12 protein-coding genes and 3 pseudogenes are annotated in these 24,928 nt (G+C 48.5%); 5 read left to right on the top strand and 10 right to left on the bottom strand.

Going from position 1 to position 24,928, the window contains the following annotated elements; genetic code table 11:
* Positions 1 to 247: 247 nt before the first annotated feature.
* From B5F71_RS06660 to B5F71_RS06650, 3 pseudogenes are all read left to right on the top strand, one after another.
* Positions 248 to 789, top strand: a pseudogene (locus B5F71_RS06660) (heparinase); the annotation flags it as partial.
* Between the two features lie 6 nt (positions 790 to 795).
* Positions 796 to 2,323: pseudogene (locus B5F71_RS06655) on the top strand (hypothetical protein).
* Positions 2,248 to 2,739: pseudogene (locus tag B5F71_RS06650) on the top strand (glycoside hydrolase family 127 protein); the annotation flags it as partial. The pseudogenes B5F71_RS06655 and B5F71_RS06650, both read left to right, overlap by 76 nt.
* Positions 2,740 to 3,108: 369 nt before the next feature.
* Here B5F71_RS06650 and B5F71_RS06645 read toward each other — a convergent pair.
* Positions 3,109 to 4,344: a DUF4861 domain-containing protein gene (locus tag B5F71_RS06645; protein ID WP_087208640.1), complete on the bottom strand. Its 1,236-nt coding sequence runs from the start codon at positions 4,342 to 4,344 to the stop codon at positions 3,109 to 3,111.
* A 167-nt stretch (positions 4,345 to 4,511) separates the two neighbouring features.
* Here B5F71_RS06645 and B5F71_RS06640 point away from each other — a divergent pair, with 167 nt between their 5' ends.
* Positions 4,512 to 6,449, top strand: coding sequence for a glycoside hydrolase family 97 protein (locus B5F71_RS06640; protein WP_087208638.1), 1,938 nt, complete (start codon positions 4,512 to 4,514; stop codon positions 6,447 to 6,449).
* 19 nt (positions 6,450 to 6,468) lie between these two features.
* On the top strand, positions 6,469 to 7,686 hold the full coding sequence (locus B5F71_RS06635) for a glycoside hydrolase family 88 protein (protein WP_087208637.1): 1,218 nt from the start codon (positions 6,469 to 6,471) through the stop codon (positions 7,684 to 7,686).
* A gap of 307 nt (positions 7,687 to 7,993) precedes the next feature.
* On the opposite strand, the gene B5F71_RS06630 is transcribed toward B5F71_RS06635, so the two are convergent.
* From B5F71_RS06630 to B5F71_RS06590, 9 genes are all read right to left on the bottom strand, one after another.
* Positions 7,994 to 10,489, bottom strand: coding sequence for a hybrid sensor histidine kinase/response regulator (locus tag B5F71_RS06630; RefSeq protein ID WP_022040070.1), 2,496 nt, complete (start codon positions 10,487 to 10,489; stop codon positions 7,994 to 7,996).
* Between the two features lie 138 nt (positions 10,490 to 10,627).
* Positions 10,628 to 11,962, bottom strand: a complete 1,335-nt coding sequence (locus B5F71_RS06625; protein ID WP_087208635.1) for an MATE family efflux transporter — start codon at positions 11,960 to 11,962, stop codon at positions 10,628 to 10,630.
* Positions 11,959 to 13,200, bottom strand: coding sequence for a pitrilysin family protein (locus B5F71_RS06620; RefSeq protein WP_087208633.1), 1,242 nt, complete (start codon positions 13,198 to 13,200; stop codon positions 11,959 to 11,961). Before B5F71_RS06620 ends, B5F71_RS06625 begins: the two co-directional genes overlap by 4 nt.
* 75 nt (positions 13,201 to 13,275) lie before the next feature.
* Positions 13,276 to 14,034, bottom strand: coding sequence for a peptidylprolyl isomerase (locus B5F71_RS06615; RefSeq protein ID WP_239414092.1), 759 nt, complete (start codon positions 14,032 to 14,034; stop codon positions 13,276 to 13,278).
* A 438-nt stretch (positions 14,035 to 14,472) separates the two neighbouring features.
* Positions 14,473 to 15,642, bottom strand: a complete 1,170-nt coding sequence (locus B5F71_RS06610; protein ID WP_087208647.1) for a SusF/SusE family outer membrane protein — start codon at positions 15,640 to 15,642, stop codon at positions 14,473 to 14,475.
* A gap of 24 nt (positions 15,643 to 15,666) precedes the next feature.
* Complete coding sequence (susD, locus tag B5F71_RS06605; protein WP_022040065.1) at positions 15,667 to 17,334, bottom strand: starch-binding outer membrane lipoprotein SusD; 1,668 nt, start codon at positions 17,332 to 17,334, stop codon at positions 15,667 to 15,669.
* A 24-nt stretch (positions 17,335 to 17,358) separates the two neighbouring features.
* The gene (locus tag B5F71_RS06600) at positions 17,359 to 20,364 is read right to left on the bottom strand and encodes a TonB-dependent receptor (protein WP_162609933.1); all 3,006 of its coding nucleotides are present in this window, start codon (positions 20,362 to 20,364) and stop codon (positions 17,359 to 17,361) included.
* A gap of 165 nt (positions 20,365 to 20,529) precedes the next feature.
* Positions 20,530 to 22,713 carry a glycoside hydrolase family 97 protein gene (locus B5F71_RS06595; protein ID WP_087208630.1) on the bottom strand — a complete coding sequence of 728 codons (2,184 nt, stop codon included), beginning with the start codon at positions 22,711 to 22,713 and terminating at the stop codon, positions 20,530 to 20,532.
* A gap of 247 nt (positions 22,714 to 22,960) precedes the next feature.
* Positions 22,961 to 24,817, bottom strand: a complete 1,857-nt coding sequence (locus tag B5F71_RS06590) for a glycoside hydrolase family 13 protein (protein WP_087208628.1) — start codon at positions 24,815 to 24,817, stop codon at positions 22,961 to 22,963.
* Between the last annotated feature and the right edge of the window lie 111 nt (positions 24,818 to 24,928).

Here is a 24,928-nt window from a genome sequence, read left to right as displayed (position 1 = left end):
GAAGGGGGCTGTTCTTGTAGATGGAAGGACTGCGGCGTTTTCCGCTACGGCGTTCCCCGGTCATTTCATACTCGGACAAATAGTCCTCATGCGCAGCCTCGAAATAAGGAAGAAGCGCACAAAACTATTCATGGCTAACTCCCGTCAAGGCACGGAAACTTTTGCTGTTGTCTTTATGGTCGCGGTAATTCATGTTGCAAAGGTACGCGTATGCGCGATATATAACAAATCTAAATTACATAAACTCTATTATTCATTGCATTTGCCTGGGAAGTTTGACAGGGTAAAAGGACTGACGGCTATCATCTTGAAAGACAGTGTGGCTCAAAAAGAGCTTCCGGTTATGGAGCGAAGGGAAGGGAAGGAAAAGACTGGATTGGACTTCGCATCCGGAATAAGGGAAAAGTGACGGACATTTACATCAACCAGTTGGCAGACGGACGGTTGATGCATAGCAATTCGTGGATAGAAGCGGATGGTTGGGTAACCGATGCCTATATGTTTGCCGTGTCTTATCCGGAGGGAGATAATCCTACTGAGGCGGATGAACTGTTCCTGGCTTATGGCAGTGCATTGCGCCGTGATGGGGTTTCGTATTTTGCTTCACTTTCTAAGTTGTTTTTTGTACAAAAGGCAGCCGGTGGAGATTTGAACTTATGGATAGACGGACAACCTTATGTAAATGCGTCTTTCCGTTCGGGAAAACGTCCTTCCCGCTTGATTGTGAACGGCGAAGCAATGCATGTGAATTATCAGAATGGTTTGTTGGATGTGAAATATAAAAAATAGAGTAGAATGAGAAAATTAGGTATTGTATGTTTAATATGTTTGTTGTGTGGAACAGTTCTTTCCGCTGCCGAATGGCAATGGTCGGTAAAGGTGAATGGATGCGTGTCAAGAGAGACAGGAGAACCGCAGGAAGCGTTCCTGTGGATACCTCCTGCGTGCGAACGGGTGGAGGCGATAATGGTGGGACAACAGAATATGTCGGAAGAAACGTTGTTTCATCTTTCCGCATTCCGTGAGGCGATGGGGCGGTTAGGAGTTGCCTTGATATGGATTACGCCTGAATTAGACCAGCGGTGGGATGTGACAACCGGTGTACAGGAAGTTTTCGACAAGATGCTTGCCGACTTGGCGGAAGTGAGCGGATATACGGAACTGGTTGACGTGCCGATTGTGCCGATAGGGCACTCGGCGCAAGCTACTTTCCCATGGAACTTTGCCGCATGGAATCCGGAGCGGACATTGGCTGTCATTTCCTTACATGGCGATGCTCCGCGCACTAACCTGACCGGATACGGGAGAGCAAATCTGGAGTGGGGACGCACGCGGAACATCGATGGCATACCGGGGCTGATGATTGAAGGCGAATACGAGTGGTGGGAAGCACGGGTCAATCCGGCATTGGCTTTCCGCATGATGTATCCCGAAAGTTGTATCTCTTTTTTGTGCGATACGGGCAGGCTGGCTGGCTTCCCGTTGGAGTCCGGTAGAAGGCAAGCGTCCGGAACCAGCTCCTTATTCGGATTATAAAGGCGATACTCACGATGCGTTTTGGTATTTCGATGAAGAGATGGCAGAGCTTACCGAAGCCCGTTACCGCAAGCATCTGGGGAAGCGGATGCAATACATCGGCATCAGGCAAAAGGGGAAGCTGGTGAAGTATGATTCGAAAGCTCACGTACGTATATCTGTGCCTTTTTCTCCTGATGCAGACGGGGTGACTTTTCATTTGAATACTTGTTTTACAGACAGTACGCGCAGCGTTAGGACTGATGAACATGCCGCAGGCACTATTCGTATAGATTGTGTGTGTGGTCCGGTTGAGAAAGTGGACGATACAACGTTTGTGCTCAGTTTTAGCCGGATAGGGATGGATAATCCACAGAGGAGCGGAAGCATTACATTGGTCGCAAGCCATCCGAGAGATAAAGTGTATAAAGGTGTGGTGCAAGAGTTGGAGATGAAAGTACCTCTTCGGATAACAGAGGGGAAGAGGCAAAGCATATTGTTTCCCAGCTTGAATGATGTCCGGCATGGCACGGAACGTCTCGTTTTGCATGCGGAATCCGATTGTGGGTTGCCTGTCCGTTATTACGTAAAGGAGGGACCCGCCGAAGTAAGCGGCAATGAATTGCGTTTTACACCGATACCTCCTCGCAGCAGATTCCCGATAAAGGTTACCGTAGTGGCTTGGCAATACGGCATCGCCGGAAAGGTACAGACTGCCGAGCCGGTAGAGCGGTGCGCACTACGTTCCGCCTGCGCTATCCTTCATGGAGCAGAGATGTGCAAGTCCGTGTTAATGGCAAGCGGGTGAAAGTACGCCAGCAGCCCGGTTCGTATATCGCGATAGAACGGGAGTGGAAGGATGGTGACCGCATCGAAGCGACCTATCCGATGCACCTGACGTTGGAGTCCGCGCCTGATAATCCTCACCGCGCCGCCCTGCTCTACGGTCCGGTGGTGCTTGCCGGAGCCTTGGGTACGGAAGGAATGTTGCCGCCTGCCCCCGATTCGGACCCATCGAAGTATAACGACTATTACACCTACGATTACCATATCCCCGAAGGGTTGCCCACCGGCTTGAAGTGGGATGCGGGGCATCCCGAAAACAGCGTGCAGCGGATTTCGGAGGACGGTTTGCGCTTCCGCACGGCAGACGGCGTGACGGTGTTGCCCCTTTACGATGTGCATCGCCAGCGTTACGTGGTGTATTGGGACATAAAAGAATAGGTAAACGTATAAATGAAGCGGCATGATGAAGAAACGCAGATTCACGCGGATTTTCGCAGATTATAAATTTCAATGTGAATCAAATCTGCGAAAATCTGCGTTTCAAAACAATTCGTCCTACTGGCACCTTCGAAGTGATGCAAAATGGAATTTAGAGGTCTGAAACAGGCTTTGCACCACTTGCAAAATGGTTTTCAGAGGTCTAAATCGGCTTTCGAAGTGATGCAAAATGGATTTTAGAGGTCTAAAACAGACTTTGCAAGTGGTGCAAAGTCAAATTCAGAGGTCTGAAATGGATTTTGCACGTCTGCAAAGCCCGATTCAGACCTCTGAATTGCATTTTACATGTTTTTCAAGGTGCCGGAAAGCTTACTTTACGGTCACTTGCAGCGGGTGGCGCACCTGTTTTGCGTAGGCTTTCAGGTAATCGGTCCACGATTCATCCGTGTCGAAGCCGTATTTGCTCCAGCCCGAACCCCAGTAATAGGTGAAGGTGTCGCCGGGACTGTAGGTGCAGATTCCTAATACGTGTCCCAACGCATCGCCCGCGGGCTTGTCGAAGAGCTGCACTTTGGTCTGCACCGTCGTATCGGGGAATACGGCACCTACGTAGACGATGCCGTTGTCCGATTGAGGTTCGGTGGTAGGGTCGGCGTAGGCGATATATCCCTCCTGTGCGTTGTGGGCATAGCCTTCGGCATTGGCGGCATGGAGCACGATTCCTCCTGCCACGGGGGTGGGTTGGCTCAGGTTGGCATACGTCACGGTAGTCTGGTTCAGCTGCGAGCCTTTGTCGAGCCGGATGATGCGGGTTTCCACTACGTCCGTGTCGTTTCCTATCGTCAGCGGGTTGAAGGTAAGTTTCACGGTGAAGCGCAACGGGCCGTTGTCCAGAATTTCATATTCTTTATAACAATACGGATAGACGATGGCAGAGTCGGGCATCAGTGCCGAGGTGCCTCCGCCCAGTGTGGGGCCTACGGCATAGCAGTCCATTCCGTTGCCGTGGTCTACGTGGTAGGAGATTTGACGTACCAGTTCGTCGGCTTCCTGTTTTTTGCCAGCCTTGCGCAGGGCGTTGATTTTTGCCCATGCCGCGGTGTCCAGTTCCATTGCGTAGCGGTCTTCCACTACCAGGCGGCCGGTGTTCTTGGTGAACACGTCGTAGCCGTATGCTTGTTCGCCTTTCTGTTGCAGGGCGGGTCCGTAGGCACGGTAGGCGGCGCGGTCGTTTTCCCAGGCTATGTCGTCCAGACGTTCGGGGTAATGCCTTCCGTATGCTACGGTGTCGGTTTCAGCCGGTGTCCCTTGCCGGATGGTATATGCTTCGGTTCCTTTTGCCGATACCGATACGGGGAATATCAGTTTTCCGTCGTGGGTAAGCTGGTAAGGGATTTCCTGGGCTTGTGCGTTGCAGACGATGATGTGCGCCGTGTCGGGCAGGTTCAGCGATTGGAACACTTGTGCGGCGGGCACTTCTATCATTTCGCCCGTGCGTTCGGCATCGAGCGGGTTGGTTACGGTCACGGTGACCGTTTGGGGATTTCCGCATCCCCACAGGCAGGCTCCCAGAGCCGTTGCCGTCAGAAGTACAATCTTGTTCATAGGTTTTTTATATTAAGTAGGTTTGTTTCTTTGGGGGCAAAGGTATGGATTTCTTGCGTTTAGCCAACAGATTTGCAGAAAAATTCGTTCGGATGAAAAATAATTGCATTTTGGTTGAGTGGTTTTGCCTGTTCGTTCGTATTCCTTGACAAAAAGACTAAATTCGTATGAAACATTTTGTAGCAGGAATAATGATGTGTGTGGCGGGCGTTTCGATGTACGCTGCCGCACCGGAGAAATTGGAAGTGAAGTCCCCTGACGGGACGCAGCAGGTCGAGTTCTACGTGTCGCGTTCGGCTTCGGGGGCGAATGTGCTTTGTTATCAAGTGTATTATAAAGGTGAAAAGGTGATTGGTCCGTCGCGTGCAGGACTGGAGTTGGACAACCGGGTATGGGAGATGGCGTTGGGCAAGCGCAGCCTTCCCCAGCCCGACTGCTGGATGGATACGATGGAGGCTGACTCGGTGTCGTACGGGAGTTGTGACGAGACATGGCATCCGCTGTATGGCGAACGGGGCACGGTGCGCGACCGCCACAATAGCGGTACGCTGTACCTGTCGCGCAAGGACGGTTCGGGTTACCGGATGAACATCGAGGTACGTGCGTATGATGAGGGCATCGCCTTCCGCTATTTCTTCCCTGAGCATCCGCAGGCCATCTTCCATAAGGTCGTGGGTGACTTGACAGAATATACGCTGCCCGAAGGCACGAAGGCATGGGCGGAGCAGTGGGCGCAGGCTCCGTTCGAGCACGTGGATGTAAATGCGCTCAAACAGCCGGTGGAGCGTGCATTGACGCTGGAACTTCCCGGCGGAACGTGGATGGCATTGGCTGATGCCGATGTAGACGACTGGTGCCTGACCAAGTTTCTCGCCTCTCAGGAGAAGCCGAATACCTTGACGTCGGTGATGTACAGTCCGGTGGATGCCGTGACCTACTTCGCTTCGCCGTGGAAAGTGATTATGGTGGCGGACAAGCCCGGTGAATTGCTGGAGCATAACGATATCATCCAAAATCTGAACCCGCCGTGCGAGATAGCCGATGTCTCGTGGATAAAGCCCGGCAAGATTATGCGCGAGACTACGCTTACCACGGCTGGGGCAATGGAGACAATTGATTTTTGCGCGGCGCACAAGATTCCTTATATGTTGTTTGACTGGCAATGGTATATGCCCTGTACTTCATTCGACGGAGATGCCACGCAGGTGGTGTCCAAACTCGACTTGCCCAAGGTGATAGCATATGGGAAGAAGAAAGGTGTAGGGGTATGGCTTTACGTCAACCAGCACGCCTTGCAAAAGCAGATGCGCGAGCTGTTCCCGCTGCTGCGCAAATGGGGCGTAGTGGGCGTGAAGTCGGGTTTTGTGCAATATGCTTCCCACCGTTGGGCGGTATGGTTGCACGACATGGTGCGCTATGCTGCCGAGAACCGGCTGATGATAAATATCCACGACGAGTTCCGTCCGTCGGGTTTCAGTCGTACCTATCCCAACTTGCTGACGCAGGAAGGCATCCATGGCAACGAGGAGTTTCCCGATGCCACGCATAATACTATTCTGCCTTTTACCCGTATGATAAACGGGGCGGCAGACTATACCATCTGTTATTACGACAAGCGTCTGAAAACCACCCACGCTCATCAATTGGCTGCATCGCTGGTATTTTACAGCCCGTTGCAGACACTGTTCTGGTATGATAAGCCTTCGTTCTATGGAGGCGAACCCGAAATAACGTGGTTCGAGCAGTTGCAGACGGTGTTTGATGACACGAAAGTCTTGGGAGGGGATCCGGGCAAGTATGTGAGCATAGCCCGCCGCAGCGGAAAGACTTGGTTCGTAGGGCTGTTGGGTAACAACGAAGCTTCTTCCCGGCAGATTGACTTGTCTTTTCTTGATGAAGGGCAGACATACATTGCCTATGTGTATGCCGATGGTGGAGAAGAGACGGGCACACGTACGCAAGTGAAATGTTCCGAATGGTTGGTTGATGGCAAACAGGCGTTGCGCTTTGCCTTGAAGCCACGCGGAGGGGCGGCGGTTCGCCTGGTTCCCGTGTCGGACCAGGATGACAGAAAAGTGGAATCTTATCAAGGACAATTATTATAACATACAATAGAAGGAAAATATGAAAACAAGAAATTGGTTGATTGGAATCGGGTTAGTTTGTCTGACGGCTTGTGCAGATACAAAATCTGGCGATGTGTCCGGGCGGTTTGATGCAGACGAAGCATTGGCATATTGTGATGCTCAGGTGCGCCGCACGTTAGACGAGCTGGCTCAACGCGACGGGGGAGTAGATTATACGATGATGCCCCGGAACATAGCCGACAGTGCCTCGCATTGGTACTGCAGCAAAGTGACAAAGGATGAGTGGTGTGCCGGCTTCTGGCCTGGTATCCTGTGGTATGATTATGAGTATACGAACGACCCTGCCATCCGGCAGGAGGCAGAGAAGTTTACCGCTTCGTTAGAATATCTCACCTATGAGCCTGCATACGACCACGATTTGGGATTCCTGATGTTTTGCAGTTATGGGAACGGCTACCGCCTGACACGTAATGAATCTTATCGGCAAGCTATCTTGCGCAGTGCCGAAGCCCTTTCGGCATTGTTCAATCCGAAGGTGGGTACCATGCTTTCGTGGCCCCGTAATGTAGCCATGTTTGGTGGGCATAATACCATAATGGACAATATGATAAACCTGGAGATGTTGTTTTGGGCGGCAAAGAACGGAGGCGATAAAAAGCTGTATGATATGGCGGTGTCCCACGCCGATACCACGATGAAATATCATTTCCGTCCCGACTATACATCGTATCACGTGGCTGTATATGATACCTTGACGGGCGAGTTTGTCAAGGGAGTCACCCATCAGGGATATGACGATAACAGCATGTGGGCACGTGGACAGGCATGGGCTATTTATGGCTATACGGTGGTATATCGCGAAACGAAAGAGCCGCGTTTCCTCGATTTCGTGCAAAAGGTAGCAGACGTGTATCTGGAGCATTTGCCCGATGATTATGTTCCTTATTGGGATTTTAATGACCCTGCCATTCCATACGCGCCCCGCGATGCTTCGGCTGCCTGTGTAGTAGCTTCGGCATTGCTTGAATTATCCGGATATGTATCACCGGAAAAGGGGCAGGAATACAAGAAGGCTGCAGTCTGTATGCTGGAAAGCCTGAGTTCGGACAAATACCGTAGCGGGAAAAGCAAGCCGGCTTTCCTGTTGCATTCCACCGGAAATTATCCGAGTCATTCCGAAATCGATGCAGCCATCATTTATGCCGATTATTATTACATTGAAGCATTGATGAGGCTGAAGCAGATGAAACTGTAGGCAGGTGGGTGATTATTTTTGCCGGATAGTTTGATTATGGCTTAAAAAGTATATCTTTGCGGTAAATGATAAAACAATTCACCACAGAGAGGACACTGGGGAATATCTGTTTGCTGTTATCCGATTTTACGATGTACGATTTCATGTCGGAATAGTAAATTGTCAACTCGTAAATAGAAAAGACTCTGTGTGCCTTCTGTGGTGAATTTTATATATTATTCCTTTAAAGAATATCCTCATTTTGCCAAATTGGCTGTTTGCGGATTCATTGGGAAATATTCCATCTTCTGCCTCTGAAACAGTTTTCTCATGTTGTAAACCGTTTTGCTTCTTCCATCACTTCATCGATACACTTCAATAGGTTGTCGGCATGTGTGCGCGTTTCTTCGCTCCAGGTGGTATCTCCACGGTGTGTTTCCAACCATAGTAACGAAGGGAGTGCATGCCGGGCTTCTATCATTGTGAAAGTGGGCAGCATCTTATGGGCAATTTCACCCAACTGGCGTACGGTGCCGTTTTCCAGTATTTGTAGGATGTGTTCGCGGTTTTTCTGTGTTTCGGCAAGAAAGGTGTTCATAATTTGGCGGGCAGCCTCTGGATCATCTTCCGAGAAAGCAGTCAGAGGGTTGAAGTTGAACCGTTTTTCTATAGATGTGTCGGGCAATTGTTTGGTCGGAACCGGAGTGGTTTGCCAGTCGGTATGCAGCGTGTGCTGGCATATCTTCAGCAGTTCCTGTTGGTTGAAAGGTTTGTAAAGACATCCTGCAAATCCTTGCGTGTGGAAGTCCGTTTCGCTCATGTCGCTTCGTGCAGTGATGGCGATAACGGGCACGGTGTGTGCTTGTGGTGTGTCTTGCTTACGTATTTCCTTCAGCAGTTCGAAACCGTTCATGACTGGCATCTGGATATCGGTCAGGATGAGGTCGACAGGTTCCGACTGTAGCAGGCGGAACAATTCTTCGGGACGGGTACAGCAGTGTATGAAAGGGATTTGGCTTGCCGGAAGGTGTGCGAAGAGGTTGCGGAACATAGCTTCGGTGAGATTCAGCTGGATACGATCGTCGTCGATAAGCAGGATGTGTGCCTGCCTGTCGGCATGTAGTCTGATGGGGTCGGTCGTTTCCGGACGTATTGTCTGGGCTAGGGGAAGGGGAAACGATATGTGGAACACGCTGCCCTTTCCGGGGCTGCTCTGGATGTGGATATCTCCCTTCAGCAGTTCCACCAGTTTGCGTGTAATGGACAGGCCTAGTCCGAAACCTTCCTGCCCTTGTGCGCTGCGCAGGCGGGTGAATTCATGGAATATGCGTGCCTGTTCTTCGGAAGTCATACCGCATCCAGTATCTTTCACACTGAACTGGAAAGAGTTATTTCTATAGCTGATGCTTAGGGTAATAGAACCTTTTTCTGTGAATTTCAGCGCGTTCGACAGCAGGTTTTCTGCTATTTGCCGGATACGGAAGGGGTCACCTTCCAGGTTCAGGGATGGAGTTACATGTTCATCGAATATGAAAGCAAGTTGTTTTTTTTCGGCAATAGGTAAAAAGCTGTGGTAAATATTATCGAACAGTTCGTGGGGATTGAAGCTGACAGGATGCAGGTCCATTTTGCCTGCTTCCAGCCGGTGGTAATCGAGCAAGGATGTGACAAGGTCGAGCAGGTGGCGTGCCGAGTTTTGCATATTGTGCAGGTAGAACAGCTGGCGCCGGTCGTTCACCAGGCGGATGAGCAGGTCTATGTATCCAATAATGGAACCGGCGGGTGCCTTGATGTCGTGTGTAATGGTGAGCATCAGTTTTTCGCGTGCCAGAAGGAGGTTTTCGGCATATTGCTTCGATTTTTCCAGTTCGTGACGATAGTGGTTGCTTCGGGTGATGTCGCGCCAGATGATGATGAAAAACACCAGTGCCAACAGTACGGCAAGGATGGCTATGGTAGCCATTGTATGCGCGGCTTGCTGGCGGATGTCGTGTTCGTGCATTACGCGGCGCTCCATGGCTGCCTGTTCATCGGCTTCAATGGTATCCAGTAATTGGTTTACCCGTTTGCTTAGCATGTTTCCGGCTATGCGGAGCTGGTTGATGCGTACGTCAAGGGTGCGTTGTTGTTCTTGCCGGCTTTGGAACACCTTGTGTTGAATGGTGGTGAGCATACTGGCGATGGTATCGACAGGATTGTATGCTTCATCGATGGTATCGGTATATACCTCTTGCACAACGTTGTTCACTTGGGTAGAGTCGGGCTTTCCCGGAGCAAAGAGGTCGGCTAGCCGGCGGAAGAATTTCTTGGGTTTATGATGGATGGTGTAGGTATTGCGGTGTGTTACGATACGGCGCTGTACATGTGTGCCGCTCAGGATAGAGTCTTGTTGCAGAATGAGGCTGTCTATCTGCTGGCGGTAAAGTTCATCGGTAGGGCTTTCGCGTATTACTTCCAGTACGCGCAACATGTTCCATTCTTTTTGTTTCAGAAGTAAGCTTACGGTGTCCAGACGTGCTTGCTGGAGGGTGTCGGTCAGTAGGTTGCGGAGTGAGTCGATGAGTACGCCGGTTTCTTTCATTGTTTTTCTGTAGCGCGGATATTCGTCCAGGCTGCCTGCGCGCAGTGTCTGTCCGATAATCTCGGCATCGTAGAGCTTGGTTACTATCTGATGGGTTGTTTTCCGGCGTGCACTGATGGTTTCCTCAATGCCTGTAGGGGCAGTAAGTAAGTTCATTTGGCGGTAGATGTAGCCGATAGCACCGAAAAGCAGGGCGGTCAGCAGGATAAATCCGAATGCTATTTTAGTGGAAGTGGAAAACATTTTTGTAATTAACAATTATCAATTAATAATTAACAATTAGCAATTAACATCAAGTTGTAGTCAGGTGCCGATACCCTTTTGCACCGGTTTCATCAGCAAGACTCTAGGCTTTTAACTCCTGATTCACATCGCTTACAATTAATAACGGGTATTGCCCAGTGTCTTTACTTTATATCGGAAGCGGAGGTAGTACATGATTCCTGCACTGGTGAGTCCAAACGGGAATGCCATCCAAATACCCGTGATGCCCCAATTGAGGGTAAATCCGAAGATATAGCCAAGGGGGAGTGAGATGACAAAGTAGGCAATGAAAGAGAACAACATCATTGGACGTACATCGGCTATCCCTCGCAGGGCATTGGCGAAGTTGATTTGAAGTCCGTCGCCGAACTGGTAGAGCAGGAATGGCACAATGACTTGTGCCACCATCAGGCTGACAGAGGCATCATCGGTAAACCATCCGCCGATATGGTGACGTAGCAGATAGATGGGTACGGAGGTACAGATTATCATTACCAGAATGATATGGAAACCTGTATTAGCCGTACGGTTCACGTTGTAAAAATCACGTTGCCCCAAGAAATTGCTGATGCGTACTGATACGGCTGCTCCCATGCCATAATACATCATAAAGCAGATTTGCGACACGGCTATCATTACTTGGTAAGTGGCAAGTTCGGTACTTCCCAGCCAGCCCACCATAATGGCACTGAGGCTGAAAGAGGCCGTTTCCATACCCATCTGTGCAGCAATGGGCCATCCCAGCCGGTTGAGCAGAGTGAAGTCGGCCCGATTGATCTTGCCTGTGGAGAAACCTTTGCGGAAATGCTGGTAGCGGTTGGTGAAGAAAAACAAAACCACGTATGCCACTACCATCAGGATGCGGGAGATGAGGGTGGAAAGTCCGGCACCGGTCAGTCCCATTTCAGGAAGCCCCAGTTTGCCATAGATGAGAATATAGTTGCCGATGATGTTCAGCAGGTTTCCGCCCAGCAGGATCCACATTGACACTTTCGTGTCGGTGATACCATCGGAGAATTGTTTGAAGGCATTGAACCACAGCACGAACGGCAATGAGACGAACAGCACCATAAAGTACGGACGCATATAGGGAATCAGTTCGTCGGGTTGTCCCAGCCGGTCAAGATTGAGGTAGAGTGCCAGTAGCAGGGCACATACCAGTGCCGCCAGCACGGTATTTGCCAGCAGGCTGTTTTTTAGCACTTGTCCAGTCTCGAATGTTTTTTTTTCTCCGAAAAGCCGTCCCACCACCGGTGTTAGTCCGTAAGCAAACCCGGTGCTGAAGATGATGGCAAGATTGAACATATTATTGACAAAACTGGCGGCGGCAAGCTCTACCGAGCTATGGTGTCCCACCATAATTGTGTCGGCAAAGCCCAGCACAATGACACCTATCTGGCCGATAACGATGGGAAGCCCTAAGCCAAGCAGGGCACGGTAGTGTGTGTTCATGTGTTTTTTGCTTTATAATAAAGAATGTTGCAATTTTCGGGCACGAATGTTTTCCGGGCAGTTTCCTGTACTTGTCCGGTGGTGATGGCCCGGTACTTGTCTACTTCGCAGTTGATGTCTTCTGCCTTGCCTATCAGTTCGAAATAAGCCAGGTTGGTGGCTACGTTCAGGTAATTCAGGTTGTTGAATATCTGTTCGCTTTCGTAGCGGTTTTTCACTTTTTCCAGCTCAGCTTCAGAGACGGATGGCGTTTTCAGTTTGTCCAGTTCTTCCCACACGGCTTTTTCGGCTTCTTCCAGAGATATGCCTGCGGCAGGCTTGCCGGTAATGTGCAGCAATCCTTCGTCAAGGCTTCCTGATATGTAGGCATCAATGGATGCGAAAAGTTTCTTTTCCTGTACCAGGTTTTGGATAAAACGCGATGACCTGCCGTTCGACAAGAGGTCGGTGATGAGGTCGTACACGTAATATTCGGGTTGGAACCGGTTGCATATATGGAATGCCATATATAGGGCATCGATAGGTACTTTGCGCGTTACGGTAAGCCGGCGGACGGAGGTTTGCTTCCGTTCGGTGGGTAGGTGGCGTTCGGGTATTTTGCGTGCCGGGATGGGACCGAACCATTTTTGTGCCAGACGTACGGTGTCTTCAAACGGGATGTGTCCTGTTACGGATAAGATGGCATTGTTGGGCGCATAAAAACGGTAGAAAAAGTCTTTCACTTCTTCCAGTGTGGCATTGGCGATATGGCTGATTTCTTTCCCGATGGTGGGCCAGCGGTAAGGATGATCCTGATAAGCCATTTCGCGAAGCAGGTGTGAGGCATCTCCATAAGGCTGGTTCAGGTTGCGCTGTTTGAATTCTTCTATTACCACTTGCCGTTGCACTTCCAGGCTTTGAGGACTGAAGTCTAGGCTCAGCATACGGTCGCTCTCCAGCCAAAAGCCGGTCTCTACGTTCTGGTAGGGGAGTGTAATGTAGTAGTTGGTGATGTCGGTATTGGTCCAGGCGTTGTTTTCGCCTCCGGCATTTTGTACGGGAGTGTCGTAGTCGGGGATGTTTGCTGAACCTCCGAACATCAGGTGTTCGAACAGATGTGCGAATCCTGTATGGTCGGGGTCTTCGTCACGCGACCCTACATTGTACAGGATATTGAGCGCTACCATTTGGGTGGAGCGGTTTTCGTTATGCACAATACGCAGTCCGTTTTCCAATGTATAATGGTTTACCTTTATCATATAAGTGAAGAATTAAGAATGAAGAATGAAGAACCGCTTCGCCCGCATGGAAAATTCTTCATTCCTCATTCTTCATTAATTAATAATGCTTGCTTTGGTGATACGGATGTTTTCCGTCGGGCGGTCTGCCTTGTTGGTTTTGGCTGCCTCAATTCGTGCCACGGCATCCATTCCTTCCACTACTTCACCGAATACGGTATAGTCGCCATCCAAATGGGGTGCTCCGCCTTCTGTTGTGTAAATCTTGATTTGTTCGGGTGTGAATCTGCGGATGCCTTCTTGCAGTTGTTGTGCCTTGGCTTGCGCTTCCAAGGTATCCTGAAGGGCAAGCAGGCCAGCCATATCGTTAGCCTTGCGCATCTTGTAGATTTCCTTCATGTGCTTGCGGGCGAGGTTTTGGAAGATGGTGTCCAGACGTCCTTGGTTGATGTTTTTTTCCATTTGGATAAGCTGGTCTTCACTGAACACGTTACCTGTCACGATATAAAATTGGCATCCCGATGAGGCGCGTTCAGGATTGACGTTGTCGGGCTGGCGTGCGGCAGCCAGTGCACCACGCTTGTGGTAGCGTGTGTCGACAAATTCGGCCGGTATAGTGTAACCCACGTCTCCGCTTCCCAATGAAGCCGTATCGTTGGCGGTTTTGCTGGTGGGGTCTCCTGCCTGAATCATGAAGTTTTTGATAACGCGGTGGAATAGTGTGCCGTCATACACGCCCTCTTTCACCAGCTTGATGAAATTGTCGCGGTGTTTCGGGGTTTCATTGTATAGCTTTACGGTAATGTCGCCCATTGTGGTTTCCAGACATACCAAAGTTTCGTCTCCGTTTGTCATAAATTTGTTCGTTTTGCGATTGCCCGTGCAGGCGATGCTGCAGGCTATCAGGGTTAATAAAAAGATTGCTTTTCTCATAATTCGAGGTGTTTGCTGTGCAAAGGTACGAAAAGGCATCCAGTTTTTGGGAAAATTGGATGTAGAAATTTGTTGTTATCCTTTGCGCGATATGAAATTATGCATTTGGATTAATGCTATATTGGACACAACCCACACTGCATGTGGGGAAAAATGCTCACTTGCCTGTTACGTATGACAGATGTCATATATGGATAATACAAATTTGTAAGATTCTACACTGGCAGGATAAAGAAAACATTTTTTAGAGAAAAGATACGCATTTCTGGATAACAAAAGCCCCCGAACCGCTCTTTGCAGCCGGGGGCTTTTAAATGCAAGTTTAACTTAACTATTATCTGTGAGTAATCATTGAATATCTTATTTTACTTCTCCGGTTCCACTGGCAAAGTTCAGGTAAATCTTTTGACCAGATTTTCCGGTTACGGAATATTCTGCTCCCATATCGGTCCATCCGTTGTTGACAGCATTATTCTCACGATAGAAGATGTCTGTTCCATCTTTCAAGGTGAATTCCAATCTCCACCAATCGGTGTTGGCTTGGATACACATACGCACTTCGCCGGTTGCACCAAGAACAGGTGATTCGAAATTACCTTCTTTGGTATCTGGAACGGTGAACTTCCATTCGTCTGTATAACCCCATGAATCTTTTGCTGTTGCTCCGAATACATAAACATTGGGTTCATAGAAAGTCATGGTGAATGCATAGTCGTCGCCATTGACAGCTGCCTGGATATAGAGGATATACCATCCGGCTTTGCTTACCTGAATGTTACCGTCAGTTGGTGCCTCGGATACTCCGGCTCCTGCATTGTCTTTGATTGTCAAACGGCTATCGGTATAACCGATGTATTCGTTTACCATCGTGCCAAACTTAAATACGGCATTCGCATCGAAGTATACCATCGACCAGAATTCGCCAGCCATGCCATTAACCGCTACCATTGGCTTCCATTCGCTCCAGCCTCCGGCACCGATTGACGAACCTATCAGATACATAGTGGTAGGCGGTTCAAGCGCATTTACCACTTCGCCCAGCTTCACTTGGTTGACAGCGATTGTGTTTGAAGTGGAAAGCCCTCTTCCGCTTCCCGTGATTTCCGCTTTCACGCGTATATATGCCGTAACGGTAGCTCCAGTCGGGTTTTCGTCAGGATGCAAGGTCTGGTATTGACTGGCTAAAGCCGAGTTCAGCTGATCCGGACGCAATGCTATCGAAGCAGTATTATATGTTGTACCCAGGGTCGAATAGTTTGCATCCGCCTCCTCTGTTTCATCAATAAAGTCTTGTTGCAAACTGACTTGTACGCTATACGTCGTGGCTGCTGAAAATCCGTATTCGGGAGGAGTCAGTGTCAATCGTATCGTGTCGTTAGCGCCTAAGTCATACATTTTGTCATCCGGGGTATTCAGTACAAAACTTTCCGGTTCGTATAAAGTCGGGTTATCGTCTCTATCCGTTTCGCAGGCAGAGAAGAGCATCAATCCCATTCCTGCCATACAGAGTATGTTGGTTATTCTTTTCATGGCTTTCATTATTTAAATAGTTCATTAATACCCTTCATTCTGTGTCATGTTCGGGTTGTTGTTGATGTCTGTTTCCGGAATCGGGAATACATTGTAGATATCGCTTACCGAACGTCCTTCTTTTACACCGCCTTTCCAATCCCAAAGATATTTGTCGGTAGTGAAACAATCAAAACGTACCAAGTCTGAACGGCGGCGTCCTTCCAGATAGAATTCGCGTGCCCATTCGTCCAAGATATACATTTCGTCGATATCACTTGCTACAGGCTGAGTAGTGCAGCCACGGTGACTTCTTAACGTCACGATATCTTGCAAAGCCGCATTGGTATCCCCTAACCGGTAGTTAGCTTCCGCACGTGTCAGGTAAGCTTCTGCCAGACGTAACAAAGGAATATCGGTATCCGGATATTCAGTGTGGCTGGTTGCTGCTCCATCGGAACAGATGTTCTGCCATTTTACGATAGAAAGACCGCTTTGGAAACTATTGATGGCACTGGGGTCCATGGTACGCCGTCCGCCACCTGCACCGGCATAGAACATAGCGCGGTCGTCTCCAGCAGCTGCGACAATATCTACGGTACGCACACCGTATTGTGCGTCCCATGCATCAATGGCTGCATCATTGGGCAGGTCGGCTTGTGCCGGAACATCTACGTCTTCCGGAATCATCGGAACGTCTTTGTTCGGGAAGAACTTATACACCAATGCGTTGCGGGCAATGATACAAGACCATCCGTTGGTGGTTCCCATATAAGGCATACCGCCTGTACGGGTTCCGCATACCAAATACGTAGAACCTCCGTAATTACGGGTTTTCATACCGTCCTGACGGATAGGAAGAATGATTTCTTGCATCGCTTCCTGATTCCGGTCATTGTCTGCCATGAACATCAGGCGGTAGTCATCGCAAAGTTGGTAAGCCCCCGAATTGATAACTTTATCGGCATACGTCTTGGCATTTTCATAATCTGCTGTACCTGTATAGACCTCTGCATTCAGGTAGAGACGGGCGCGGAGCAACCAGTTGGCAGCTTTGTCCGCACGTCCGAAGGGCGCTTGCCCCGGTTCGTACATATCGGCTTCGGCTTCTGCCAGTTCGTTCTGGATATAGTCATACAATTCTTTACCGCCTTTTTCTACAGGCAGGTCATTGTCGAAATGTTCTTTAAACGGAGCTTTGCCGAACAAATCAATAAAGTACCAATAGTGCAGGGCACGCAGGAAGCGCACTTCAGCACGTTGGCGGAGCGACTCGGCATCGGTATATCCCTCCGTCTGGTCAAGGAAGAAGTTCATTTGGGTAATGTCGTATCCCAAACGCACATAAACCCATTCGGTACGCTGGCTGGAAGAGTTCCATGACAATCCGGTAAACTGAGGGATGTCCACATTATCCTGCCATACCCAAATGCATTCGTCTGTCGAGAGTTCGTTGCAGTTGAATACGGTACGGTAAAAGCCAGATTCACCTTCATCTTGTCCGTCAAGGTCAGGACTTCCCGCAAGGCCTTTCTGACCGGTCAGTCCTAACATGGCATATTGTTTTACAAACGCTCCTTCTTTATCGAAACTGGAAGAGCTTTGCGGGTCGATGGAGCTGATGTCAAGATCGTTGATGCATGACACGCTTCCCAGTGTAGTAGCAGCAAGCAGTGCTGCCGACAATATAGGTTTGAAATATCTTGTTTTCATATATCAATCAATTGTTTTCAAGGTTTAGAATTGTAAAGTTAATCCCAACAAGAAAGTTATTGCACGCGGATAGGGACTTCCGTCAATACCGCTCTGCACTTCAGGGTCGAGACCATCGTATGCAGTGATGATGAACGGATTCTGGCACGTAGCGTAGATACGTCCGCCGATACCCTTGTATGCCTGGCTCTTGAAGAGTTCCTGGAACGAGTAACCCAATGTGATGTTGTCGCAACGGAGGAATGAAGCGTTACGTACAAAATAATCACTCATATAATAGTCACCTTGTCCGGTAAAGCCTAAAGCAATCGCTTCTTTGGTGGTGTTGCTATAAGCCGTGTTCGAGAAAAGACCCGACTGGCTGGTATTGGCTTTTTTTGCCAAGAAGTCATAATATACATAGTTGTTCAGGCTGGCACGAAGCGCGAAGCTGAAGTCCCAGTTCTTGTAAGTCATCTTCGAAGTAAGACCCATCAGGAAGTCAGCAGCCGGTTTCTTGTAAATATACTTATCGGCAGCATTGATAATACCGTCGTTGTTACGGTCGACGAACATGTTTTCGATAGGTTTGCCGTTTTCATCGTACACTTGTTGATATACATAGAACGAATTAGCCGGATAGCCTACCTTGTTCACCTGTACTTTGGTATTGTTTCCCGGACTGATTTTATTGCCAGTTTCTACATAATAATTAGAATCATCCCCACCGGTCAATTTGGTGATTTCATTGTGGTTCCACGTAAAATTATAAGTCAAGTCCCACATAAAATCTTTCGTAACAATCGGTTTTGCATTAATAGAAAATTCCATACCGTAGTTCTTCAACGAACCGATGTTCTGCAACATCTGGGCATTGAAATTCGTTCCTACCGGAATCTTGACGCTATTCAACAAGTCATCGGTCTTACGGTAATATCCATCGATGTTACCCACGATACGTCCGTTCAGGAATCCGAAGTCCAATCCGGCATTGTATGTAGTAGTCTGTTCCCATTTCAAATTCGTGTTGAACGCATTCGGACGAGAAGAGTGGTAATATTCGTCTCCAAAAGGATATTGTGCATAGTCGTCGCTCACGATATACAAAGGCATATAAGCGAAGTCGGCGGTTACGTCTTGCTGACCGGTGATACCCCAGCCCAAACGAAGCTTCAAGTCAGAAAGGAAGTTCACGTCTTTCAAGAAGTTTTCTTCTTTCAGTTTCCAACCTAATGCCAACGAAGGGAACTTACCCCAACGGTTTCCGTCGGCAAAGCGTGAAGAACCATCGAAACGCATGGTGAAAGTAAGCAAATAACGATTCTTGTATGAATAGTTCAAACGTCCGAAGTAAGATACCAGTGTATTACGGGTTGCGTATGCGGTTTGACTACGTTCTGTCACGTCTTGTGCCACTCCGGCATAACTGTCCCAACCTTGCGCTTCGGAATATCCGTTGCGGTGAAAGTGTTGCTCTTCACCACCAGCCATCACATCAATCATGTGGTCACCCACTTCCTTGATGTATTGTGCATATACATTATAAGAGAGGTTATACTTGTATTCGGTCGAAATCTGGTTCCTTCCGTAGTAGTTGTATGAGAACGAATAGGGAGACCAGATAGTAGTTTGAGTTCCCTCTGCATATTCACCGCCGATGCTTGCATGCAAACGGAGGTCGGGCAGGAAATGGAATTTGTAGTCCACCTCCACGTTTCCTACGAAGTCGTTGCTGTTTGCCGTATCGTCTTTCTGCTCCAATGCAGCCAAGGGGTTTCCCGGAGTATTCTTGTTTGTTGTATACTTCCAATCGGGGTCAGAGAAAGCTGAGGTTGCTTGCATCGTTTGGTAATATCCTCCTGAAGTTCTGTACATCGGATCATCGCTATATACCGGACGGGTAGGATCCATATTCATAGCATTGCTAATGCCTTCCGCATAGCTGTTCTTTCCGTTCATATACTTGGCGTTCACATTTACTTTCAAATGGTCGTCGAAGAACGAAGGAGCTAAATTGACCGATGCGGTGAAGCGTTGGAAATCGGAAGTCTTCACAATACCATTATTCTTGTTAAAGCCTAACGATACACGGTAAGGCAGGTTCTTGAATCCACCGTTGATAGATACATTGTGTTCGGTGCTTACGGCTGTACGGAACACTTGGTCTTGCCAGTCGGTGTTGGCATCACCTAATTCGGCGGGCAGGGCGTCGCCCCATAACTGGTGCGCATACTCACGGAATTCGTCTCCGTTCAACACATCGTAACGCTTTTGGGTGGTAGCTACCGATACCGAACCGCTATAGCTTACGCGTGGAGCCTGACCGCTCTTACCTTTCTTGGTGGTGATGATGATGACACCGTTTGACGCGCGCGAACCGTAGATAGCCGTAGCAGATGCGTCTTTCAATACGGTGAAAGTTTCGATATCGTTCGGGTTGACCATTGAAAGTCCGTTCGACATACCTTTGATACCGCTATTATCCAATGCCAATCCATCGATGACAATCAACGGGTCGTTGCTGGCGTTCAATGAAGAACCTCCGCGGATACGGATGGTTGCACCGCCACCCGGAGTACCATCGTTCGAAATGACACTTACACCGGCTACCTTACCAGCCAACATGTCTTGTGCATTAGTCGTGATACCTTTACTCAATTCATCGGGCTTGATAGCCGTAACCGAACCGGTGGCATCGTCTTTCTTCACTTGACCATAACCGATAACCACTACTTCGTCCAACAATTCGGCATCGTCTGACAGGATGACGTTCATGTTGGCAGCAGCAGGAAGTTCCTGCGTTTTGTATCCGATAAAGGAGATAGCGATGATGTCTCCCTGGTTGGCTTGCAAGGTGAAATTACCGTCGAAGTCGGTAATCGTACCGGTGGTAGTGCCTTTTATCAACACGCTGGCGCCGATAACCGGTTCACCCAAGTTGTCTTTCACTACTCCGTTGACCGTAATGCTTTGCGCAAAGGCTTGTACGGAGAACAGCATTCCCGCCAGCCATAGCAGCAGGAGCTTGTTTCGTCTTTTCAAATCTTTCATTTTCATGTTTATTAGTTTAAGTATGAATAATAAAATTGGTTCTCTCTTCTGAAGCCTCCCCTAAATCCCCTCCCAGAGGAGGGGACTTGTGGATGCATTGTTTATGTATTTACCTATTGAAGAACTATGTGTTTCTTTTTACAAATCCAACTAATCCTGAAAAAATCAATCTTTTATTTCCTTTATCGATATCGCGTATCCTCCGCCGATGCCGGCTTTCAAGTTCAGCTTGGTCTTGGCGGTTACTTTCTTTTTGGTAATGGTATATGCCTGCGGGTTATTGTCCCATGCGGTGCCTTTTGCATCGGCATAGATAGTTGCCTCATATTTTTTGTCCGGATCGAGGAAATCGAGCGTAAGCTTCGACTCGTGTCCGTTATATCCTGCCGAACATCCTACATACCAGTCGTTCGAATGCTTGTCTTTACGGGCAATAGTGACATACTCTCCCGGTTCAGCTTCCAGATATTCAGTCCTTTGCCAATCTACAGGCACGTCTTTGATAAACTGGAAAGCATCCATGAAACGCTCGTAGTTTTCCGGCACATCGGCAGCCATTTGGAGCGGACTGTACATCGTGACATACAAAGCAAGCTGGCGCACAAGGGTAGAGCGTACACGCGACGTATTGGTCGGATTCATTTTGCTGCAATCTGTTTCGAAAATGCCCGGTGTGTAATCCATGGGGCCTCCTACCAGACGGGTAAACGGAAGGATAGTCGTATGGTTCACATTGCTTCCGCCGAATGATTCGTATTCCGTTCCGCGGGCTGATTCGTTTCCGATAAGGTTCGGATACGTACGGCACAAGCCGGTAGGACGCACTGCCTCGTGGGCATTGACCATAATCTTATAGTCTGCCGCCTTGGTCACAGCGTAGAGATAATGGTTTACCATCCATTGTCCGTAGTGATGCTCGCCCCGCGGAATGATGTCGCCTACATAACCGCTCTTTACCGAACTGTAGCCATTGTCTACCATAAACTGGTATGCCTTGTCCATGTGGCGTTCATAGTTGCGTACCGATGAGGAAGTTTCGTGGTGCATCATCATCTCGATGCCCTTTCCTGCGGCATAACGGTGAAGTTCCTGCACGTCGAAGTCGGGATAAGGGGTTACAAAGTCGAATACATAATCCTTGCTTTTTCCGAACCAGTCTTCCCAGCCTTGGTTCCATCCTTCCACCAATACGGCATCGAATCCATGCTTGGCTGCAAAGTCGATGTAGCGTTTTACGTTTTCGGTGTTGGCAGAGTGCTTGCCGTTCGGTTTGGTCTGCATGTAATCGGTTTCGCCCAATTTCACGCTGTATACATCATCGGTATAAGCCCATGTGCCGCGTCCGGTAATCATATCCCACCATACGCCTACGTATTTTACGGGGTGAATCCATGACGTGTCGGCTATCTTGCAGGGTTCGTTTAAGTTTAAGGTGATGCGTGAAGCAAGAATGTCGCGTGCATCATCACTTACGATAACGGTACGCCAAGGCGAATTGCATGGAGTCTGCATGTAGCCCTTATCCCCTTTGGCATCAGGAGTCAACCAGGATTCAAATACCATATTCTTGTCATCCAGGTTCAGGCTCATGCACGAATAATCTACCAATGCCGCTTCGTGCAGGTTGATGTAAAGTCCGTCATCGGTCTTCATCATCAGTGCAGTCTGTACGCCGGTAGGAGAGAATACATATTGCGATGAGTTGGGGGTAACTGCTTCTTTCATCTTGCTACGGATTTCTGACAGGCGCGAAGTCGTGTAGTCATATTCCTGCGTGTCATAATCGCCCGGAATCCAGAAAGCAGTGTGGTCGCCACTCATAGCGAATTGCGAATGCTCTTCCTTTATAACGAAATAGTTTAGGTTTTGTTGTTGTGGAAATTCATAACGGAATCCCAGTCCGTCATTAAAGAGGCGGAAGCGGATAACGATGTAACGGTTGTTCATAGGCTGGTCGAGGGTAACTTCCAGCTCATTGTAATGGTTGCGTATTTCGCTTTCTTCGCCCCATACCGGACGCCACGTTTCATCGAATGTAGAGGTGCGTGTGTCTTTGATTTTAAATCCGGTCATCAGGTTTGCACGTTTGTCTACTCCGGCTTTGTCTTTCATTTCGGTCCATTCGAAGTCGGTTTTCTTTTCGGGGTCTTCCCGTTTCAGTTCCAATCCCAATGTACTGGGCTTAATGACTGTTTTTTCTTTAAAGGTAAGGTCGTACACAGGTGCGCCTTGCTCATTGAGGCTGAAGTTCATCACCAGATTTCCGTCCGGCGAAGTCAACTTTTGCGCGCTTGCACAAAAGGCGAAGCCACACATTGCCATGAGGGCAAAACTTTTCTTGATGTTCATACGTTATCAGGTATTAAAAGTTAATGAAATTTGCGTTACAATTTTCTGAAAGCAAAATTATGTGTCTTTCAAACGATTTCTTCCCGTATGACGGAAAATATAAAGATGTATAAAGTGTAATTTACTGGTAATTAATATGCTAAGTATTGTTTATAAGTAGTAAAATAGAAACGGGATTTAAATGAAGAATGAAGAATTAAGAATGAAGAATACCTTTATTTCTTATTCTTCATTCTCCATTTTTCATTTAATTGAACTCCAGCAAGAGGATTTCCCTCGGTTGCAATTCCAATGTCTCGCCCAATGTTACAGTACGTCCGCTTAGAAAATCTTTGGCTTCCGCTTGAGGCAGGATTTCACGGTACGGAGTGAGGTTGAGCGTCTGAGCCTGACCGGTTCCGTTCATCATTACCACCACCGAACGTCCGTTATACTTGCGTTCGTACACATACGTTCCGTTCTGAATGGAATAGTGTTTCAGTGTCCCTTTGCCGAGAACTTCGTTTCCTTTACGCCAGTTCAGCAGCTTGCGTGTAAAATCAAACGCTTCATTCTGCATAGCTGTGCGTCCGTTTGCTGTGAAGTTTTCGGTGGTATCGTCTTGCCAGCCTCCAGGGAAATCCTTGCGCAGGTCGCCATCGCCTTTGCCTTTATCGCCTGTCATCAGTATTTCTGTTCCATAATAGATTTGAGGAATGCCACGAGTGGTGAGCAAAAACGTAATGGCTTGTTTGTAGCGTGTAAGGTTCTCGGCTTTTTCATCAGTAGTGGCAAAGCGTGAAGTATCGTGGTTGTCAAGGAAAGTCAACAGATTCATCGGATTGGCATATACCAGATCTTGTGTCTGATAATCATACAGTTTGTACAATCCTCCTGCCCATTCGGTCGTTTCTTCATCGAAAGCCTGGTTCATCAGTCCCTGCAAGGGGAAGTCCATTACGGTAGGCAGATTAGAGTTCTTCGGAGCAGCCAGTTTGCTGTCTTTTTGCCAATAAGACACCAATACGTTGGTGTTCAGCCAGGTTTCGCCTACAATGTTGAAATATGGGTATTCTTCCAGTACTTCTTTGCACCATTGGCTCATGAAATCGTAATCGGCATACGGATGAGTGTCCTGACGGATACCGTTGATGCCTGCATATTCTATCCACCAGATGCTGCTTTGGATAAGATAGCGTGCCACGTGGCGGTTGCGCTGGTTCAGGTCGGGCATCACTTGGGTGAACCATCCGTCGGTGGCGATTTTCTTCTCATACTGGCTGGCATGTACATCCATTATACTTGCCGTCTTGAATGAAGTTTGTACGTATTCGGAATGGAAGTTGAACCATTCTTTCGAAGGCTTGTCGCGGAACAGGTAGTTTTCGCTTCCGCAATGGTTGAATATCATGTCCATAACGACTTTCAGTCCTTTGCTGTGTGCCTGGTCGACCAAAGTCTTGAACTCTTCGTTTGTTCCGAAACGGCGGTCTATCTGGTAGTAATCCGTGATGGCATAGCCGTGATAAGATCCGTCGGGCATATCGTTTTCCTGTGTGGGGTTGAGCCAGATGGCCGTTACGCCCAGGTCGGCAATGTAGTCTAAATGGTTGGCAATACCTGCCAAGTCACCTCCATGACGCGCGAACGGGTCATTGCGGTCTACCTTGTTCTCTTTCATGCCTTCTACAATGTCGTTTTCCGGATTGCCGTTGGCAAAGCGGTCGGGCATAATCAGGTAAAGCACGTCTTCGGAAGTGAATCCTTGTATGTCGCTCCCCTTGCGCACACGTTGCTTCAATTCGTAAGAGACAGCCGTTTTCTTTTTCCCTTGAGTCAGGACGATATCGAATGTCTGTGCGGGAGCATCCGTCAGGTCAAGATAAAGAAAAAGATAATTCGGGCTGTCTTGCCTTACGGTTTCTTTCAAGACGATGTTCTTGCCTGTAACCGAAACCGCAGACGTAGCGATGTTCTTGCCATAAAGCATGATTTGAAGCTCGGGATTTTTCATTCCTGACCACCAGAAGTTAGGGGCTATCCGGTCGATTTCCGTCACCGGAGCCGCTTTGCTGAATCCCAAGAAAGCAAAGGCGGCAAGCAGGGTAAGCCATAGTTTTTTCATGATAATAATTGTTTTATGATAGTATGAATTAATGTTAATGCCATCATGCCTTGATGCATATATCGGCGTAAGCCAATGCAAGTATATGCGTAGGTTGATGCAAGTATGTGC

Origin of the sequence: Bacteroides sp. An269 (assembly GCF_002159755.1) — a bacterium.
In the GTDB taxonomy this organism is placed as follows: Bacteria; Bacteroidota; Bacteroidia; order Bacteroidales; family Bacteroidaceae; genus Phocaeicola; species Phocaeicola intestinalis.
Note: the sequence above shows the minus strand (reverse complement) of the source record. Positions and strands in the feature narration are given on the sequence as shown.